14 protein-coding genes are annotated in these 19380 nt (G+C 36.3%); 3 read left to right on the top strand and 11 right to left on the bottom strand.

Going from position 1 to position 19380, the window contains the following annotated elements; genetic code table 11:
- Positions 1-4 precede the first annotated feature (4 nt).
- The 6 genes from ACM9HF_RS12685 to ACM9HF_RS12660 form a co-directional block, all read right to left on the bottom strand.
- Complete coding sequence (locus ACM9HF_RS12685; protein ID WP_473608938.1) at positions 5-634, bottom strand: YiaD family glycine zipper/OmpA-like lipoprotein; 630 nt, start codon at positions 632-634, stop codon at positions 5-7.
- 492 nt (positions 635-1126) lie between these two features.
- The gene (greB, locus tag ACM9HF_RS12680; protein ID WP_473608933.1) at positions 1127-1612 is read right to left on the bottom strand and encodes a transcription elongation factor GreB; all 486 of its coding nucleotides are present in this window, start codon (positions 1610-1612) and stop codon (positions 1127-1129) included.
- Positions 1613-1628: 16 nt separating this feature from the next.
- Positions 1629-2246 carry a TetR/AcrR family transcriptional regulator gene (locus ACM9HF_RS12675; protein WP_473608929.1) on the bottom strand — a complete coding sequence of 206 codons (618 nt, stop codon included), beginning with the start codon at positions 2244-2246 and terminating at the stop codon, positions 1629-1631.
- A 222-nt stretch (positions 2247-2468) separates the two neighbouring features.
- Positions 2469-3869 carry an efflux transporter outer membrane subunit gene (locus ACM9HF_RS12670; RefSeq protein ID WP_473608926.1) on the bottom strand — a complete coding sequence of 467 codons (1401 nt, stop codon included), beginning with the start codon at positions 3867-3869 and terminating at the stop codon, positions 2469-2471.
- Positions 3866-7000, bottom strand: a complete 3135-nt coding sequence (locus ACM9HF_RS12665; protein ID WP_473608921.1) for an efflux RND transporter permease subunit — start codon at positions 6998-7000, stop codon at positions 3866-3868. Before ACM9HF_RS12665 ends, ACM9HF_RS12670 begins: the two co-directional genes overlap by 4 nt.
- Positions 7001-7012: 12 nt before the next feature.
- Positions 7013-8176 carry an efflux RND transporter periplasmic adaptor subunit gene (locus ACM9HF_RS12660; RefSeq protein WP_473608918.1) on the bottom strand — a complete coding sequence of 388 codons (1164 nt, stop codon included), beginning with the start codon at positions 8174-8176 and terminating at the stop codon, positions 7013-7015.
- 381 nt (positions 8177-8557) lie between these two features.
- Here ACM9HF_RS12660 and ACM9HF_RS12655 point away from each other — a divergent pair, with 381 nt between their 5' ends.
- Entirely contained in the window at positions 8558-9271 is a 714-nt protein-coding gene (locus tag ACM9HF_RS12655; RefSeq protein ID WP_473608914.1) for a DUF445 domain-containing protein, read from the top strand.
- A gap of 214 nt (positions 9272-9485) precedes the next feature.
- Positions 9486-10673, top strand: coding sequence for an amino acid aminotransferase (locus ACM9HF_RS12650; RefSeq protein WP_473608910.1), 1188 nt, complete (start codon positions 9486-9488; stop codon positions 10671-10673).
- A 75-nt stretch (positions 10674-10748) separates the two neighbouring features.
- Here ACM9HF_RS12650 and ACM9HF_RS12645 read toward each other — a convergent pair whose 3' ends face one another.
- From ACM9HF_RS12645 to ACM9HF_RS12630, 4 genes are all read right to left on the bottom strand, one after another.
- On the bottom strand, positions 10749-11657 hold the full coding sequence (locus ACM9HF_RS12645) for a GGDEF domain-containing response regulator (protein ID WP_473608905.1): 909 nt from the start codon (positions 11655-11657) through the stop codon (positions 10749-10751).
- Positions 11650-14289, bottom strand: a complete 2640-nt coding sequence (locus ACM9HF_RS12640) for a PAS domain-containing hybrid sensor histidine kinase/response regulator (protein ID WP_473608901.1) — start codon at positions 14287-14289, stop codon at positions 11650-11652. The genes ACM9HF_RS12645 and ACM9HF_RS12640 overlap by 8 nt, the downstream gene beginning before the upstream one ends.
- 84 nt (positions 14290-14373) lie before the next feature.
- Positions 14374-16341 (bottom strand): PAS domain-containing hybrid sensor histidine kinase/response regulator, encoded by a 1968-nt coding sequence (locus ACM9HF_RS12635; protein ID WP_473608898.1) that lies wholly within the window; start codon positions 16339-16341, stop codon positions 14374-14376.
- A 159-nt stretch (positions 16342-16500) separates the two neighbouring features.
- On the bottom strand, positions 16501-17112 hold the full coding sequence (locus ACM9HF_RS12630; protein WP_473608895.1) for a DUF952 domain-containing protein: 612 nt from the start codon (positions 17110-17112) through the stop codon (positions 16501-16503).
- A gap of 111 nt (positions 17113-17223) precedes the next feature.
- On the opposite strand from ACM9HF_RS12630, the gene ACM9HF_RS12625 reads away from it, so the two are divergent.
- Positions 17224-18240, top strand: coding sequence for a phospholipase A (locus ACM9HF_RS12625; protein WP_473608892.1), 1017 nt, complete (start codon positions 17224-17226; stop codon positions 18238-18240).
- A 36-nt stretch (positions 18241-18276) separates the two neighbouring features.
- Here the strand turns inward: ACM9HF_RS12625 and ACM9HF_RS12620 are convergent, their stop codons facing one another.
- On the bottom strand, positions 18277-19167 hold the full coding sequence (locus ACM9HF_RS12620; protein ID WP_473608888.1) for a peptidoglycan DD-metalloendopeptidase family protein: 891 nt from the start codon (positions 19165-19167) through the stop codon (positions 18277-18279).
- Positions 19168-19380: the final 213 nt, after the last annotated feature.

Raw genomic sequence — 19380 nt, 5'->3', positions numbered from 1 at the left:
TATTTTATGCCTTATTAGGTATTATTTGAATTTCAACTCTTCGGTTAAGTGCTCGGCCTTGTTCATTATCGTTATTTGCAATAGCTTGGCTCTCACCGTAACCACTTACTTTTAAACGACTCTCTAATATGTTCTGATTAACCAAATAAGCTGCGACGCTTGCGGCTCTTTCTTCTGATAACTTTTGATTTGATTCTACTGAACCAACGCTGTCAGTGTGTCCTTCAATACTTAGTAATGTTTTTTCGTATTTAGCTAATACACGAACAATAGCATCTAAGGTGTTATGAAAACCTGATGTAATATATGACTGCCCTGAAGCAAAAGTGATATTAGAAGGCATAATTAATCGTAAGTTATCACCTTCTCTTACTACATCGATACCTGAACCTGACAGTTCTTCTCTAAATTCTTGCTCTTGTTTGTCCATATATCCACCAATCGCTGTACCCGCAAGTGCCCCAATGGCAGCACCCCAAACGGCACGCTTATTTTTATGATTGCTGGTTGATTTACCTAAAATAGCTCCTGCAACAGCGCCTATAGCTGCACCTTTTTCTTGATTAGTTGTTGCGCAACCCGTCATAGCTAATGAGATGAAAACACATGTGAGAATTGATTTTTTAAAATGCATATAAATAACCTGAAGAAAATAAAAAAGGGAAAGGCGTAAAGTAGCAAAATTGTTTAGTGCAGAACAACTTAAAAGGTGCCTCAAAAGTAAAGAAATGTGTATTGGATAAATAACCTCAACTCGGGATAAGCAAAGTTACTCAACAAGCCCTAATATATATTAGGTAAACAACAATACGGATTAAGTGTTAGATAAATAAAGATTTTAATTAATTAACTAACATTCATGAACCTGAGTTGAGGTTAAATAGTACTGAACCGTATTTTTAGGTATTGCGCCGTTGGATTACAATAAAGCCAGTTCTGTAATTTCAGGCGCGGTTAATGCCTGATCAAATATCCTCATTTCGGCAATGCTACTATTAAGGTTACGTATCGGATTTTTGTGAGAATGGTTTGCAGGTTACTTAGTTAAATCGATTAATAAGATAAAAACACAAGACACCTTAAGCGTATTATGTATTTTAGTGAAAAAACAGCGCATGCTTGTGAGCTAAACTTTTAAGGGAGGTAAATAATCTATTTTGGTAACAAACCAGTCTTTAATACCTGCTGGCGTTTTAACAGTAACATCATCATCTACTTCTTTTTTTAAGCAAGCTCGTGCCATGGGGGAATCAATAGAGATGTAATCGTGTCGACCATATATTTCTTCAGGTCCTACAATTCTAAATTTAAGCGTTTCACCGTCTTCATTTTCAAGTGTAACCCAAGCACCAAAAAATACTTTTCCCTCTTGTTGGGGGTGATATTCAACAACTTTTATATCTTCTAATGTTTTTGTTAAGAAACGAACTCTGCGATCAATCTCTCTTAATCTTTTCTTATTATATTGATAATCTGCGTTTTCCGATCTATCACCTAAGCTGGCTGCCCACGAGACTTTTCTCGTGGTTTCTGGCCTTTCTTTACGCCATAACGTATCTAATTCGTTTTGAAGGTTTTGGTAACCTTCTTTGGTAATTAATTTTGTTTTCATTGTTTATCTAATCTTTTTACTCAAACGGTAGAAGTAACGTTTTTATTGTTGGGCGTAGTGCAACTAATACTATTTCTTCTGTGAGTTCAGGGTAAAGTGTTTTTCTTAAGAGTAACCCTGCCATAACCGAAAAAATAACATTAATTCGACTTTCTAGCTCAATTTCAGAGATATTTTTTATGATACTACGTTCACTTGTAAGTAACTGTCGCATTCTATCGCGAGCTTGAGTATCTGCAACTTGCAATAAGTTAGCAACTTTATCGTTTCGTCCTGCTTCGGCTAGCATTTCTAAATCTACAGCACAGGATTCTGTGTCCATGTGCCTTTGTACACCTACGTTTAAACCATCAAGTAGTACAGTTACAATATCTCCCGGTTGCTCTTTAAACTGTTGAAAGATAGAAAACATTTCTTGCATATCTTGTTCAATAATACTTTCTATAATTGCTTCTTTACTTTCAAAGTAATTATAAATATGGCCTGCACTCATGCCCGCGGTTTTTGATATTTCAGCCATACCCGCACCATGAAAACCTTTACGACGAAAACAATCTGCAGCAGCAGTCAGTACTTGGTTACGACGAGCTTCTGCTAACGCTGGGTCAGTATGTCTTTTCGTTTTTGGTTTCATAAGAAACTCCTCAGCGAACGTTTTCGTTCGACATAAATGCATTGAATACCAAGTTGATTAATTGCTCATTTTTAATGGTTAAAATGAGCAATTCACTCGTTATAAAATTTATAAGTAGAATAACGAGTTATTAAATTTTATGCTTTATATTTATAAATTTTTCTTCATAAAAAGGTAGATCACTTATTTAATCAAATTGGTATGATTTGCTGTATTAAAGGCCTATTTTACCGACTGTTCCCATCCACCACCGAGCACTTTATATAAGCTAATTTGGCTGGCCAGTAATGCTTGTTGACCTGAAATTTGCTGTTGTTGGGCGCTATACCAAGTTCTTTGAGCATCAAGTACTTGTAGGTAGCTATCAACTCCGTTGTTGTAACGCGCTTTTGATAAATTGAATGTTGATTGCCGACTTTGCAGTAACATATTTAATGCAGTTAGCTGTTCTTGATAGCCTTCTCGGTCGGCTAATGCATCGGCTACTTCTCGAAAAGCTTGCTGCACTTTTTGTTGATAAGTTACAAGCGCAATTTGTTGATCAGCTTTTGCTACGTCTAACCTTGCTTGATTACGACCCATATTAAAAATGGGTAAACTTACTGTGGGCACAAAGCTCCATGTACCAGAACCTGAATTAAATAAGTTACCTAAGTCACTTGAAGCACTACCAGCATTGGCCGTTAAGCTAATACTTGGATAAAAGGCTGCACGTGCAACGCCAATATTAGCATTTGCCGCTAATAACTGATGTTCGGCGGCTTTAATATCAGGACGTTGCGTTAATAATTCTGAAGGTAGGCCAACAGGCACTGTAGGTAAATCAAGCAATGAACTGAGTGATTTATTGGGGAGTAAGTCGTTCGATACCGATTTACCTACAAGTAAATCTAGGGCATTTTTATCACGCTTTACTAAGCGATTATAAGTAGCAATATCTACCTTAGCCGCCGCTACTGTACTTTTTAGTTGCTCAAGCGTAATTTTTGATGCTGCCCCTAAATCAAAGCTTTTTTGCGTAAGCAATAATGATTCTTGCTGAGATGTAAGTGTTTCTTGAGCTAGAGTTAATAATTGCTGATCAGTAGCAAAGTTTAACCATGCATTGGCCAGTTCAGCTATCAATGATATTTGTGTGCTGTATTGGCTAAGCTCTGTTGAATATAGCGTTTGCAAAGCTTGTTCAGACTGATTGTGCACTTTACCCCAAAGATCTAACTCGTAAGACGTAATACCCACAGTAGCGCCATATTGAGAATTAATACGTGCATTACCTGTGCCGGATAAATCAGCAGGTAAGCGTTGGCGACTACCTGAACCGTTTATATCAAATGAAGGATATAACGCTGAATCTTCAATTTGATATAAACCACGCACACGCTGTATATTAAGCAGAGCAATTTGCATGTTTTTATTGTATTCAAGGCTTTGTGTTATCAGTGTTTTTAACTTTTCATCTTTGAAAAATTGCTCCCACTTTAAGGGGGTAATTTGCTCTTGAGCCGAATCTGATGAATAAGCATTAGGAACAGGTAAATCAATTTTTTGTTGCTGAGGAGCTAATTGACAACCACTTAAAACAACCAATGTGATAGCGCTTAAACTTAGTGTTTTTATACTCATTTCAAGATCTCCTGTGGAGAGTTTTTCGGTTTACCTGGAAATACTCGGCGAACAAGTACAAAAAACATAGGTACAAATATTACTACTAATATTGAGGATGCAAGCGTTCCACCTATAATTGAAATACCTAATGCGTTTTGCGCACCAGATCCCGCACTTGAGGCAATAGCAAGGGGTATAACACCACAAATAAAGGCCATTGATGTCATTAAAATAGGGCGTAAACGCAAGCGAACTGCTGCAATTGCGGCATCAACAACACTAAGCCCTTCTTCCATTTGGTGAATAGCAAATTCAACAATCAATATGGCATTTTTAGACGCTAAACCTATAGTAGTTAATAAACCTACTTGTAAGTAAATATCGTTTGATAATCCGCCACCAAACGCTGCCATAATTGCACCAAATATGCCTAAAGGAACAATCAGCATAACCGCAAACGGAACAGACCAACTCTCATATAACGCCGCTAAACATAAAAATACAAACAGCAGAGATAAACCATAAAGTAATGGCGCTTGGCCGCCACTTGAACGCTCTTGATACGATATTCCAGACCATTCAGAAGCAACACCTTTTGGAAGTAATGCCACTAAACGTTCCATTTCATCCATTGCTTGTCCTGTACTGTAACCTGGTGCAGCACTACCTTGAATTTCCATAGAAGAAAACCCGTTATAGCGCTCTAAACGAGGTGAACCATACGACCAAAATGAACTAGCAAATGCAGAAAATGGCACCATATCTCCATTACTGTTACGTACGTACCACTTATTAAGGTCTTCTGGCACCATACGAGATTCTGCGTTACCTTGTAGGTATACTTTTTTCACACGACCACGGTCGATAAAGTCATTAACATAACGACTACCCCATGCGGTAGAAAGTGTACTATTGATATTAGCTTGTGATACCCCCAATGCTTCAGCTTTAGGGAGATCAATATCAAGTTTTAGCTCTGGCATGTCTTCTTGACCATTAGGACGAACACCTGCCAAGATAGGACTTTGACTAGCCAAACCTAACAATTGGTTTCGTGCAGCTAATAATTTGTCGTGACCAAGACCCACTCGGTCTTGTAAGAACATATTAAAACCGTTAGCTGTACCTAGCTCAACAATAGCAGGTGGTGGGAAGGCAAAGACAAAGGCTTCTTTTATCGTAGAAAAGTAACCCATGCCTTTTCCAGCAACGGCATTAATAGATAAATCGTCACGTTGACGTTCATCCCAGTGTTTTAAGCTAACAAAGCCGATAGCTGAGTTTTGCCCTGAACCAGCAAAGCTAAAACCTGTTACGGTAAAAATACCCTTAACCGCTTCTGATTGATCGTTCAGGTAATGATTTTCTACTTTTTTAACCACTTCTAATGTTTGTTGTGTTGTTGAACCCGCTGGCAACATAACTTGGTTAAACAAAATGCCTTGATCTTCGTCAGGTAAAAAAGCCGTAGGCAAGTTTGAAAATACATACACCATACCGCCAACAATAATGCCATAAATAAGTAAATAGCGTTTAGAGTGAGCAATCATACGGCCAACAAAGCTTTGTGCTCCCGCATTTGTTTTATCGAATCCACGGTTAAATCCAGAAAAGAACTTACCTATTAATGAACTGTTGTTATGAACATGACTAGGTTTTAGTAATGTTGCACATAACGCTGGGGTTAAAATTAACGCAACTAATACTGAAAGCCCCATTGCAGAAACAAGTGTAATAGAGAATTGACGATAGATAACTCCAGTAGAACCACTAAAGAATGCCATAGGTATAAATACCGCTGAAAGCACCATAGCAATACCTACAAGTGCACCTTTAATTTCATCCATTGATTTACGTGTAGCTTCAAGTGCTGATAGTTTTTCTTCACTCATTAAGCGTTCAACGTTTTCAACAACAACAATCGCATCATCTACTAGCAAGCCAATGGCTAGTACCATAGCAAACATGGTTAAGGTATTAATGGAGTAACCAAAGGTATATAAAATGGCAAATGTTCCAAGTAATACAACCGGTACAGCAATGGTAGGAATTAGTGTTGCTCTGAAGTTTTGTAAAAATAGGTACATAACTACAAACACCAAAACAACCGCTTCGATGAGTGTATGTATTACTTTTTCAATAGAGAGTGATACAAACGGCGTTGTATCGTAAGGAATAACCGTTTCTAAACCTTCAGGGAAAAATGGTTCAAGTTCTTTGAGTGCATCTTTTACGCCTTGGGCTGTATCAAGTGCATTAGCACCACTGGCCAGTTTTATACCTAAACCCGATGCAGGCTGACCATTGAAGCGAGCTACTACACCGTAGTTTTCACCACCCAGTTCAACACTGGCTACATCTTTAAGGCGAACGTTTGAACCATCACTATTAGTTTTAACTGAAATATTTTCAAATTGTTCAGCTGTTTGTAAACGACTTTGCGCTGTAACTGTTGCATTAAGTTGTTGATCCGCAATTGAAGGCATACCACCAAGTTGACCAGCCGATACTTGGGCATTTTGCGCACTAATGGTAGCACTAATATCTGCAGGCGTTAATTTAAAATTTTGTAATTTTGCAGGATCTAACCAAATGCGCATGGCATATTGAGAACCAAAGAGCTGAGCTTCACCAACACCATTAACACGCGAGACAATATCTAGTACATTTGATGAAACGTAATCACCAATATCGATATTATTCATACTACCGTCTTGTGATACAAAACCAACGACAAGTAAAAAATTACGAGCTGATTTAGCGACTACAACGCCTTGTCTTTGTACTTCTTCGGGTAAAAGAGGCGTTGCTGTTGCTAGTTTGTTTTGTACTTGAACCTGTGCAATATCAGGATCAGTATCAGCACTAAACGTTAAAGTAAGCGTTGCAGAACCACTAGATTGTGAAGTAGACGACATATACAACAAGCCATCTAACCCCTTCATTTTTTGTTCGATTACTTGAGTAACGGAATCTTCAAGCGTTCGAGCTGAGGCTCCAGGATAGTTAGCCGTAATACTAATAGCAGGCGGTGCAATAGAAGGATACTGCGCAATAGGCAAGCTATTAATTGCCAAAACACCTGCTAGCATAACTACAATAGCAAGTACCCAAGCAAATATAGGTCTATCGATAAAAAATCGTGACATTCAGATTCTCCGTTATTGTGCTTTGGTGGCTGACGAATTAACTTCAGTAATTTGAACAGGCGCACCAGGACGAATTTTTTGAAGACCTTCAACAATTAATCTATCGCCCTCTTTTAATCCACTAGTGACTAACCAATTAGCGCCAATTGAACGATCAATTTTTAAAACTCTACTTTCAACCGTATTTTCTTTACTAACAACCATTGCTGTAGGTTCGCCTTTAGAGTTACGGCTAACGCCACGTTGCGGTACTAAAATAGCATTTGCTTTTACACCTTCAACAATTGATGCGCGTGCATACATACCTGGCAATAACAGTTTTTCTGGATTGGGAAACTCTGCACGTAACGTGACTGAACCTGTACTTGGATCAACGGTCACTTCTGAAAACTGCAAAGTACCCTTATGAGAGTAAATTGAGCCATCTTCCATAATAAGTTCAACATCACTTTGAGTTGCAGCATCAATACTTAATAAACCTGAAGCTAAAGATTTTTTAAGCTTTGTTAGTTCATTGCTCGATTGCGTTAAATCAACATAAATAGGATCTAGTTGAGTAACTGTCGCCAATGCCATTGTTTGATTAGCATTAACTAAAGCACCAACCGTTACATTTGATTTACTTATTTGGCCACTAATTGGCGACGATACTTGACTATAATCAAGGTTGATTTGTGCTGTTTGTAGCTGTGCTTTTGCCGTTAATAATTCTGCGTTTGCTTGCTTATAAGCAGCATCTGCTTCATCGAAGTCTTGTTGACTTACGGCTTTAATTTTTAGTAATTCACTGTAACGCGACGCTTTAGATTTGCTGCTTGCAATACTCGCTTGAGCTCTTGCTACAGCGGCTTCACTTGCTGCTAATTCAGCTTTAAATGTAGCGGGGTTAATTTGATAAAGCGCTTGGCCTTGCTCTACTTGTTTACCTTCAATAAATAAACGTGATTCTACAATGCCACTAACTTGAGGGCGTATTTCAGCTATTTGAAACGCGCTGATACGACCAGGGAGCTCTTTTTTAAGGGTAAGTGCTTGGCTTTTTAATGTAACTACGCCAACGGGGACTGCTTGAGGAGCTGGCGCTTTAGCTTGTTCTGCTGCGCTATCGCAACCCGTTAAAGCAATAGAACCAACAATGGCCGATACAAAAAATAGACCGATACGGTAAAACTGCATAGATTAATACTCTTTATTTTAGAATGAACGATCATTCTAACTTAACATGTGCCCGTTTTAAATAATTATTAGCTAAGAAAATGTAATTAAATATTAATACATTTTAATTGACGTAAATTTGTGAGTATAGCGATCCACTTTAAGATAAATATTAAAGTAGATCGCATATAAAACAGATGCAGGGTTATATGAAAAAATATTGTGGTTAGAATAATACTGCGATACACAATGTTTGATTTCTAATCTGTTATTGGTCTCAATGTATTTGTGAAGCTCCGTTAACTCAATTGAAGTTGATGGATAATTGTTATGTGTTTTTTACTATGATTGGTATTATATAAGTTCTTAATTTAAATTATTTTTAATGTGTTTGGAGTTGTTGTGAACAAAAGTTTGGTCGTTAATTTAATTGCGTTTTTATGTACGGTAGCTGGCTACTTTATTGATAATCATATTGTGTTTACTGTGGGTATTTTTGCTTTATCTGGAGCTATTACCAATTGGTTAGCGATACATATGCTATTTGAAAAAGTACCTGGCCTTTATGGTTCGGGTGTTATTCCTGCTAGGTTTGAAGATTTTAAACTGGGCATTCGCGAATTAATGATGGAGCAGTTTTTTACACAAGAAAACATTCAGCGTTTTTTATCTTCCAACAATCAGCAGTCATCACCGGTAATAGATCTGTCTCCCATTATTAATAAAGTGGATTTATCTCCAGCATTCGATAACTTAATTAAGGTTATCGAAAACTCATCGTTTGGATCTATGTTAGCTATGGTTGGTGGTAGTGAAGTATTACAACCTCTGCGCGAACCCTTTATTGAAGAAATGAAAATTACTATGAGTGATATTGCTAAAAGTGATGAATTTGGCGCAATATTAAATGAAGAGCTTTCACACTCAGGTGTGTCTGATGATATGCGTGATAAGGTCAGCGATATTATCGAAAAAAGATTAAACGAATTAACACCTCAATTGGTTAAAACGATTATTCAAAATATGATCAAGCAGCACTTAGGCTGGTTAGTGGTATGGGGTGGTGTTTTTGGTGGCATTATCGGATTGATTGCAGCGATAACGCAAACCTATTAAATGGAGTAAATGATATTGTACGGATACTTATCAGTATTATGTACATTAGAGAGAAAAAATAGTTGTAAATTTGTTCATTTTTAATCTATGCCTCTTTAATTTGTACGTCTTTATAGGTATCCTTGCGTTCTAATTTTTTGGGATAATTTTTAGCTAATTTGTAATTGTATAATTTAGTTACTTCCCACTACTTGTAAAGAAGGTAATTTGAGCCATGTTTGGTCGCTTAGAAGCTTTGCCAGCAGATCCTATTTTAGGTTTATCTATTAAGTATCGCGCTGATGAAAATCCGCTAAAAATTGATTTGGGTGTAGGTGTTTATAAAAACGAAGCTGGTGACACCACGATTTTAGAGTGTGTTAAAAAAGCTGAAAAATTCCGTTTAGAAAATGAATTGACTAAAACTTACATTGGCGGCACAGGTTCTCCATTATTTAATGAAAGAATGACAGCGCTTATTTTTGGTGATCATAAAGTTATTAATGAAAACCGTGTTAAAACTGTTTCTACTCCAGGTGGTACTGGTGCTTTACGTGTAGCTGGCGAATTTATTGCTCGTTGCAAATCAAACGCTAAAATTTGGCTTTCAAACCCTACTTGGGCAAACCATAAAGGTGTATTTACTGCATCAGGTTTAGAAATTGCTGAATACCCATATTACGATTACGAAAACAAAACATTAGATTTTGACGCTATGCTAAACGCGTTAAAAAATGTATCAGCCGACGATTTTGTATTGTTACATGCTTGTTGTCATAACCCATCAGGTATGGATTTATCACAAGAGCAGTGGCAACAAGTAGCACAAGTTGCTAAAGAAGTTGGTTTTACTCCGTTAATTGATATGGCGTACCAAGGTTTTGGTGACGGCTTAGAAGAAGATGCTTACGGCGTTCGCTTAATGGCTGATACGGTTGATAACATGATTTTATGTAGCTCATGTTCTAAAAACTTTGGTTTATACCGTGAACGTATTGGGGCTTGTACTGTTATTGGTGAAACACCAGCAACAACTGAAATTGCATTATCGGTAGTGTTAGGTGTAGCACGTACTATTTACTCTATGCCTCCAGCACATGGTGCTGCACTTGTTGAAACCATTTTAGGTTCAGAAGAGTTAACTCAAGAATGGTATGTTGAATTAGCTGAAATGCGTAATCGCATTAACGGTAACCGTAAAGTTATTGTTGATAAGCTGATTGAAAAAGGCGTAACAAGAGATTTTAGTTTTATTGCTAACCAAAAAGGTATGTTCTCTTTCTTAGGTATTACTCCTGAGCAAGTTCAACTTTTACAAGATGAATACAGTGTTTATATGGTGGGTTCTAGTCGTATGAGCATTGCGGGTATCTCGCCAAGTAATGTTGATTACTTAGCTGACTCTATCGCTAAAGTTTTATAGTTAATATTTTATAAAACTGATTAAACATTTGATGAAAGCGAAACAGTTTAATGCTGTTTCGCTTTTTTTTTGATTTTAACTCTCATTCCAAACAATACAATTTCTGCCTCGTTCCTTAGCCTTATATAGCATGTCGTCAGCGGATTTTATAAATTGCTCTATATTACTTTTAGGTGAAGGGATAATTGAATTAGCGCCTAAACTAATAGATAAATAGTCTCGAGTTATGGCGTCTTCATGTTTTATGTGAAGGTCTTCTATTGATTTTCTGCACCCTTCAACAATGTGTTGTGCTCCGTCAGCAGAGGTCTCAGGGAGAATAATAATAAACTCCTCACCGCCATAGCGAGCAATAAAGTCTCTTGGTCGAAGGAGATTTTTTTTAAGGGTTGTGGCAACTTGTATTAAAACTTTATCGCCGGCAGCATGACCATAATGATCGTTATAATTTTTAAAATGGTCTATATCAATCATAATTATGGACAGATGCGATTGATTTCTTAGTGCTGTTTTCCACTCTCTTTCTAATACTTGGTCATATAATCTTCTATTGGCAATTGATGTTAATGCATCAACATTTGCAAGGTTTTCTAACGTTTTTCGTTGCTTAGAAAGCTGTAAATGTAATGTGATACGTGCCTTGAGTATGTCTACATTAAAGGGTTTGTAAATGTAGTCACAAGCACCTAGCCTAAGCCCTTTTTCTTCACTGTTGCTGTCATTTTTACCGGTAATAAAAATAACGGGAATAGAAGATATTAGTGGGTTGCTTTTTAATTGTATGATCAAATCAAAGCCATTTAAATTAGGCATTAAAACATCGAGCAAAATGAGGTCGGGTTGAAAATCTACCGCCTTAGCTAAACCTTGTTGACCACTAATGGCTAAAATAATTTGAGCACTATCTTGAAGTACTGAACTTAATATCTTTAAGTTACTTTTATCGTCATCAATAATCAGAATTTTTTGTTTTTCATTATTCATTTTTTTGGGCCAAGATCTGATTAATAAGCACGGTGGCTTGTTCGTATTCAACATCAGTAATACATTGAATAATCATGTTGATGTCTTGTGCGAACATGCTTTGTTCGCTAAATACTTCTAGTAAGGGTAATTCATCTTCTACGCTAACATTTGAAGTTTCAAGTAATGTTTTTATATGGTGTAAGTGTTCAATGAGTTTCGTTGTGGTTAACATTTGTTTTTCAATGGTTTGAATTGGATCCGCTGTGTCTTTTAAATCTAACATCAGTGAACTTAGTTCATTGATCATTGTATTGAATGATGGAATAGCGTTATTTTTTTCTGCTATTTCTTGTTCAATATCATGACAGAGTGCAGCAAGTTGATAGGCGCCAATATAAGCTGTATTTGATTTTAATGTATGAATAGTTCTGCTTAGCTCATTCCAATGGTTGTTATTAAATTGTTGCGTTATTTTTTCTGTAATGTTTATATTATATTTATAAAAATCAGTTAGTAACATCAAATAAAGTTCGGTTTTCCCTCCTATGTTTTGAATGGCTTGAGCCGGTTTTAACTGGGGGATCTTGTTAATTTTTGCAACGGATGAAAATTTAAAGGGTTCAATCAATAATTCATTTGTTTTGTCTTTTGTAAGTGGCTGTGGGGAGTTTGATGCACCTACAGTTTTCAAATATTGTAATAAAATATTAAACAACTTTTTTGGTGATAATGGTTTAGTAATATGGTCGTTCATGCCCGCGTTTATGCTATTTTCTTTATCTGTAATCATCGCATGGGCGGTCATCGCTATAATGGGCAGTGATGTTAGTTTCAGGGTGTTTCTTATTTCTTGTGTAGCTGTTAACCCATCCATTTCGGGCATTTGAATATCCATCAATATTAAATCGTAATGGTTAGTTTTAATTTTTTCTAACGCAATAAGTCCGTTTTCAGCAATATCAATTTGCACCATGGTTTCTTGTAATAATCCTGCGGCTACTTGCCTATTAATAGCATTGTCTTCTACCACTAAGATTTTATATTGAGAGAAATTTGGAATGTCTTCATCCGCTGTGTTTTGTGGGATAAATTGATGCGTATTATTATGTAATATATTATTGATACAAGCTGATAAGGCTTTTGAATTTACGGGTTTTTCAAGAAAATGATGGATATTGACTTGTTTTTGTTGTGCGATTAATTTGGCTTCATCTTTGTCAAAAGCGCTGACCATGAGTATTTGAGGTGAATGTTCAAGTTTGAGTTGCGCAATACGTTGAGAGGTTTCAATGCCATCCATTTCTGGCATGCGCCAGTCCATAAATACAATATCAAAGGGTTGGTCATCTCGTTGATATTTTTTTATTATTTCAATCGCTTCTTGCCCATTACTAACTTCTTCTACACTTAAGCACCAATTTGATAGGAGTTGAACAAGCACGTCTCGAGCAATAGGTGAATCGTCTACGATGAGAACTTTTAAATGTTTGAAATCATCAATAGATATTTTGAGTTTAGATGTGTTTGTTATTGATTTATTAAGCCGTGTAGTAAAGGTGAAGGTAGAACCGTTGTTTGGAGAGCTTTTGAGATTTATTTCACCGCCCATAAGTTCAGTGAGTTCTTTGGCAATGGTAAGGCCCAGACCTGTTCCACCGTATTTTCGTGTAACACTATTGTCTGCTTGAGAGAATGACTCAAAAAGGTTTTCTTGTTGTTCTGCACACATACCAATACCGGTATCAATAACTGAGCACTCTAATAAAACGTGTGTTTCAGATTCATCTTTCAAGTTAATTGAAACTTTTACGGTTCCCGTTTCAGTGAATTTTACTGAGTTATTAACAAGGTTAACTAGTATTTGTTGTAAACGTAAGGGATCACCCATCAATTCTAAAGGAATAAATGAGTCAATATCGGTGACTAATTCTAAGCCTTTTTTATGGGCATTTATGGCGTTTAAATCTATAACATTATTTATAATTTCGCTTAATGAAAAAGGCATTTCTTCAATGGTTAATTTACCGGCTTCTATTTTAGAAAAATCTAAAATGTCGTTAATTAACTCTAATAACGCCTCGCCAGAATGTAATATTTTTTCGGCGTAATCTTGTTGTTCATTTGATAAGTTGGTTTTTAATGTAAGTTGGCTTAAACCAATAATGGCGTTCATTGGTGTGCGTATTTCGTGACTCATTTTTGCAATAAATTCAGACTTAGCAGCTGTTGCATGTTCTGCTTGTTCTTTTGCGGCAATGAGCTGTTTTTCTTGTTTTATTCTATCGGTAATATCTCTGCTGATACCTAACAAACCCATCAAGTTACCGTCGTCGTCATAAAAAGGTGACTTTAAGGTATCGAGTAATACTCTATTGCCGTTAGGGAAGGTTACCCACTCTTCAACACGAATAACTTCTTGAGTGGCAAGTATTTGTTGATCAGCATCTCTAAAGCCTTTGATAAGGGATGGCTCATCGAAAAAATCATCGTCTTTATATCCTTCAACTTTATCAATGGGGCGTTGAATAAAGTTAGCAAAAGCTTGGTTACAGGCTAAGTATGTATATGAAGTGTCTTTTGCAAAGATAAGATCAGGGGTCGCATTTAAAATTCCTTTTAGCAAAGAAATCATTTTCTTATCGCTAGTCATGATTGTCCTTCCCTAATATCCAAATAACATTAATTAATCCGTTTGTTATTTAGTTATGTTATATATTTACTGGTTTAGCAAATTCTATTTGATGTATTTTTTTAACATGCTCAATAAACTTTTGGGATCTATCGGTTTTGTTATGTGTTCGTTCATACCTACGTTTTTACTTTTTTCAATGTCTTGTTCCATTGCGTGGGCCGACATTGCAATAATAGGAATGTTTGTTAATTTTAATTCTTCTCTAATAAATCGAGTCGCGGTTAATCCATCCATAATCGGCATTTGAATATCCATAAAAATCAAATCGTACGACGTTATTTTAATTTTTTCTATCGCTTCAAATCCATCGGTTGCTATTTCTACAGTAGCCTTAGTGTCAGCCAAAAAGGTGGTTGCTACTAGTTGGTTCATTGCATCATCTTCAACAAGCAATATGGTTGCATTTGAGAAGTTTTCAACCTCGTCTTGATATGCAGGTTGAGCGTTTGTTTGTGGAGTTTGAATTGAACAAATATCATTTAATGCGCTATACAAGGCTTGATGATTAACGGGTTTTTCAAGAAAGCGATGAATATCCACATTGTTATTTATTGCTTTAAATTTGGCGGCATCTTTATCGTAAGCCGATACCATTAAAATATGGGGTGAATTGATAAGTGCTAATTCAGCAATACGTTGAGAGGTTTCAATTCCGTCCATGTTTGGCATTCGCCAATCCATGAGTATGAGATCGAAGGGATGTCCTTGATTGTGGGCTTGTTGCACTTTTTTTATTGCGTCAAAACCATTATTCGATTGCTCTGCATAAATACCACACTCTTCTAATGTATTTGCTAGAACGGTTCTAGCGAGAGACATGTCATCTACAATAAGTACTTTAAGATATGAAAAATCTTGTTTAATTCTGATGGCTTGTAATGACGGCATATCAACTATTTTCATTTCACTGGTGAAATAAAAGGTACTACCCATATTCATTTGGCTTGTTAACCAAATATCGCCACCCATTAATTCGGTTAATTGTTTAGATATTGCCAGCCCTAAACCAGTACCACCGTACTTTCTAGTTATTGAATCGTCAGCTTGATTGAATGATTCAAATAAGTTTTCTTGTTGCTTTTCTGTCATGCCTATACCGGTGTCGGTAACAGCAAACTGTAACGTTAGGTGAGAGGCGGTTATTTTTTTTATTGTTATATTTAAAAATACAGAGCCTTGCTCGGTAAATTTAACGGCATTACTCATTAGGTTAACAATAATTTGTTGTAACCTGAGTGGGTCGCCAGATAAAGTATTTGGTATAGCAGGATCTATTGCGGTAATAAGCTCTAAACCTTTAGTATGAGCCGCCATAGCACTTAAATTGACAGAGCGATTAATTAATTCGTGTAAATCAAAGGGGCTTTCTTCGATAGATAATTTACCCGCTTCAATTTTAGAGAAATCTAGAATATCGTTAATTAAATTTAATAACGACTCTCCTGAGCACAGTATTTTTTCAACATAATCTTTTTGTTGAGGAGTTAAATCTGTTCTTAAAATAATATGACTTAAACCAATAACCGCATTCATCGGTGTGCGTATTTCATGACTCATACGCGCTAAAAAGTCTGATTTAGCTGCAGTTGCGGTTTCAGCTTTTTCTTTTGCGGCAAGTAGCGCTTGTTCAGCTTCAAGCTTTTCGGTGATGTCTCTACATACCCCTAATAAGCCAATTAAGTTACCGTCATGATCATAAAAAGGGGTTTTTAAGGTGTCTAAGAGAACTCTTCTTCCATCAGGGTAGGTGGCCCATTCTTCAACGCGAATGATTTTTTTTTCAGAAACTATTTTTTGATCAGTTTCTCTTAAGCGAGTGATTTGTTCTGAATTGCTAAATAACTCTTCATCGGTGAAACCAATAATTTCATCAGGCTTTTTTTGTATAAGTTCACCAAAGGCATCATTACAGGCTATGTAGGTAAATGAGGTATCTTTTGCAAAAATTAGATCGGGTGACGCATTTAAAATCCCTCTAAGCAAGGAGATGAGCTTTTCCTTTTTCACCATGAAATGTGTCCTTTTAGATGCTTAACCTGAGCTTGTAGCGACTGGGTTAACTTTATTATTATACCAACTTCATTAGTAATACCCATAATATCAATAAATTGATTTTTTTCAATGGTTTAAAAAGTTTGTTTTACTCGTAAAACGGCCGTTAATTATGTTTTATAAAAGGTACTCTCCGTTATTCTTAAGGGCAATAGGTTGAGAGGTTTTTATTGCGTCGACATTTAGTGGTCCATAAATGTGAGGATATAGGCCACCCGTTGCGGGCTCCCATTTAACTTCTGCGGTTATTTTATTTTTATCAACAACTAAAATAAGTGGGTTGATTGTTTCTTTGTAATATTTATTAGCAATGCGCGTTAATTGGTCTTTAGGCGCGGCATGAATAAATCCTTCCGACTTTATAGAGTCTCGCATAAATGTTCCTTGGCTTAACGCGTTGTCGTATTCTTGCTGAGACGATAATAAGTAAATATAGGGATCGCTTAAGCCACCATACATACGCACGAACATTTTGGTCACTGCAAGTTGTTCAGGTGCTTGATAAATATAATCCACCCTAAAAGTGCCTTTTAGGGTATGGTTTTCTAATGTTTGGCTAATAATGCTGATTTCTGCTTGAGCGGTCCAATCATTACGCGTTAGCCATACAGGAATGCTATCAAAAAATATTCTGCTACCTTGTTTTTCAAATGGATAGGTTTGCCCTAGTACTAATTCAGGGTAGTTGTCAGAGCGGAGAATGGAGTTGATTTCTACTTTAAATCCCATGGTAATTCCTATTTTTAGTTTATGTTGTTAGCGTATTTAAAATATCACCTTTATTAGTGTAAAAGCTTCTACTACAATATCTATCTCGCCATTTCATTTAAAAGTGTTTAGATGCATTCGATATATTATCCATTAAACAAATGTTATCAACTTTCCGTTTTAGTTTATTTAACTTTATTTTCATTTGACTTATTAGCTGAAAGTGTAAGTGATGAGTGTATTTTAAGTACAATAAAAACAGCTAAAAAAGCATTAACCTATGACGATATAAAGAAAATTTGTAGCATGGAAGAGGTTACGCCTCCTCATATGAAAAAAGGTCGGATCGCTAATAGAATTATTAGTGAGAAACGTACAGCCTTTGATCCTTATGTAATAACACCTCATAAAATGAATTACATATTACCTGTAAGCTACACCAATAATATTAATAAAGATGTATATGACACGGTAAACGATTGGGGAGACTCTTTAATTAATACTGAAGCTAAATTTCAACTCAGTATTAAAGTACCGTTAAATACTCAAAAAATATTTACGCGTGATGATGGGATATTTTTTGGTTTTACTATGCAGTCGTGGTGGCAAGTATATTCAGATGGTATATCTAAACCTTTTAGAGAAACTAATTATCAACCCGAGGTTTTTTACTTAAGCCCACTTAGATATCACCCTTTTGATGGTAATACCGCAATTATTGTGGGTTTAGAACATCAATCTAATGGTAGAGCTCAGGGCTTATCTCGTAGTTGGAATAGAACTTACATCAATTTTTTATTTGAAAAAGATAATTTCGCGTTCTCTTTTCAGCCTTGGTGGCGAATTCCTGAAAGTGATAAAGAGTTTGATTTAGATCCCAAGGGTGACGACAACCCTGATATTAGTGATTATATGGGCTATTTTCAGTTAGCTACCGTGTACAAATGGGAAGAGTACGAATTCTCTTTTAAAGGGCATGAAAATTTTAATACCCACAATGGTGGAATGGAGCTAGGGTTAACTTTTCCTTTATGGGGGAAGCTACGGGGCTACATTCAATACACAAACGGTTATGGTGAAAGTTTAATTGACTATAACCATTCTCAACAGCGTTTAGGAATAGGTTTTGCGCTAACAGACGTTTTATAAACCCATTAATGAATTCGCGTCACCTTACTCTGAATATTACAGCATCATGCCTCGTTTGGGAGTAACAGCTCGGCCGCCCGATTGAAAAACAAAAGGAATAGAAACCGTATTAAAGCCTGCATTTTTATAAATAATAAAATGCAGGTGAGGCCCCGTTGAATAACCAGAAGAACCTGAACGAGCAATAACATCTCCTACCTTAACTTTATCACCAAGTTTTACTTGAGCCGTTCCTAATAAAATGTGTGCGTACAGGGCATAAGTACCGTCGTCATGTAATATCGTAATCTTGTTGGCTTTATCTAAAAAATAAGCGGTTTTCCCGCCCATGTGGTAATCATCTTTGATTTCAATCACGGTACCATCACGAGCTGCTGTTATGTATGTACCTACTGGCATAGCAATATCTACAGCAAAGTTATTAGGTGATTTATTATGAGAAAAACGACCATTAAATGATTGAGTTACCTTTTTAGGTAAGCCTGATGAAAATGGAAGCTTATAGCTGTAATTATCGGGAGCTTTAGATGGATCTCCTATTATCCAACGATATGAGGATTTAGGCATGGGTTCTACATTTGAGTAGATAATTTTTTTCAATCTAGCGGGTATTACATATCGACTTTTTTCTTGATTGTGTAGAAAAGTCAATTCAATTTCTATAGGCGCATAAAGGGTATTCTCGACTACAAATTCATATACGCCTTGATCGTAAAGTGTTTGAATTTTTATCGGAGAGCGTTTTTTTACGGTATCAGTGTATTGGGTGGTTTCTACTTTTATATCTGTAATTGGTGGTTTGTCACTATATACCCAATTGCCTGCGCTATCTTTGTATTTGTATACATTGGCCGCGAATGCGGAGCCAGCTATAAAAAACACAGAGGTGAGATAAAGCACAAAAAATTTAAAACTATAATGTTCCATCAACCTACCTAAACTCCGTTTAATTTTGTTTTCTTGCTGTATATAACCGCTACTATTCAAGCGCTCTGAAATAGCCTCTTGAATGGTAACGGCTATAACACACGAACGGGTTGATTATGAATAAGATTTAAGCTTTTGCAATAACTTTACATAAAACTCCGATATTGTGATGAGTAACCTATACTTAGACAGAGTATTGCAATAGCGTGGCGT

Source organism: Colwellia sp. RE-S-Sl-9, assembly GCF_048296855.1.
In the GTDB taxonomy this organism is placed as follows: domain Bacteria; phylum Pseudomonadota; class Gammaproteobacteria; order Enterobacterales; family Alteromonadaceae; genus Pseudocolwellia.
This window is presented reverse-complemented; position numbering and strand designations above follow the sequence as displayed.

What these genes read in the sequence shown, in the direction of transcription:
- ACM9HF_RS12685 (WP_473608938.1), bottom strand. Translation starts at nt 634, where the DNA reads ATGCATTTTAAAAAATCAATTCTCACATGTGTTTTCATCTCATTAGCT.
- greB (WP_473608933.1), bottom strand. Translation starts at nt 1,612, where the DNA reads ATGAAAACAAAATTAATTACCAAAGAAGGTTACCAAAACCTTCAAAAC.
- ACM9HF_RS12675 (WP_473608929.1), bottom strand. Translation starts at nt 2,246, where the DNA reads ATGAAACCAAAAACGAAAAGACATACTGACCCAGCGTTAGCAGAAGCT.
- ACM9HF_RS12670 (WP_473608926.1), bottom strand. Translation starts at nt 3,869, where the DNA reads ATGAGTATAAAAACACTAAGTTTAAGCGCTATCACATTGGTTGTTTTA.
- ACM9HF_RS12665 (WP_473608921.1), bottom strand. Translation starts at nt 7,000, where the DNA reads ATGTCACGATTTTTTATCGATAGACCTATATTTGCTTGGGTACTTGCT.
- ACM9HF_RS12660 (WP_473608918.1), bottom strand. Translation starts at nt 8,176, where the DNA reads ATGCAGTTTTACCGTATCGGTCTATTTTTTGTATCGGCCATTGTTGGT.
- ACM9HF_RS12650 (WP_473608910.1), top strand. Translation starts at nt 9,486, where the DNA reads ATGTTTGGTCGCTTAGAAGCTTTGCCAGCAGATCCTATTTTAGGTTTA.
- ACM9HF_RS12645 (WP_473608905.1), bottom strand. Translation starts at nt 11,657, where the DNA reads ATGAATAATGAAAAACAAAAAATTCTGATTATTGATGACGATAAAAGT.
- ACM9HF_RS12640 (WP_473608901.1), bottom strand. Translation starts at nt 14,289, where the DNA reads ATGACTAGCGATAAGAAAATGATTTCTTTGCTAAAAGGAATTTTAAAT.
- ACM9HF_RS12635 (WP_473608898.1), bottom strand. Translation starts at nt 16,341, where the DNA reads ATGGTGAAAAAGGAAAAGCTCATCTCCTTGCTTAGAGGGATTTTAAAT.
- ACM9HF_RS12630 (WP_473608895.1), bottom strand. Translation starts at nt 17,112, where the DNA reads ATGGGATTTAAAGTAGAAATCAACTCCATTCTCCGCTCTGACAACTAC.
- ACM9HF_RS12625 (WP_473608892.1), top strand. Translation starts at nt 17,224, where the DNA reads ATGCATTCGATATATTATCCATTAAACAAATGTTATCAACTTTCCGTT.
- ACM9HF_RS12620 (WP_473608888.1), bottom strand. Translation starts at nt 19,167, where the DNA reads ATGGAACATTATAGTTTTAAATTTTTTGTGCTTTATCTCACCTCTGTG.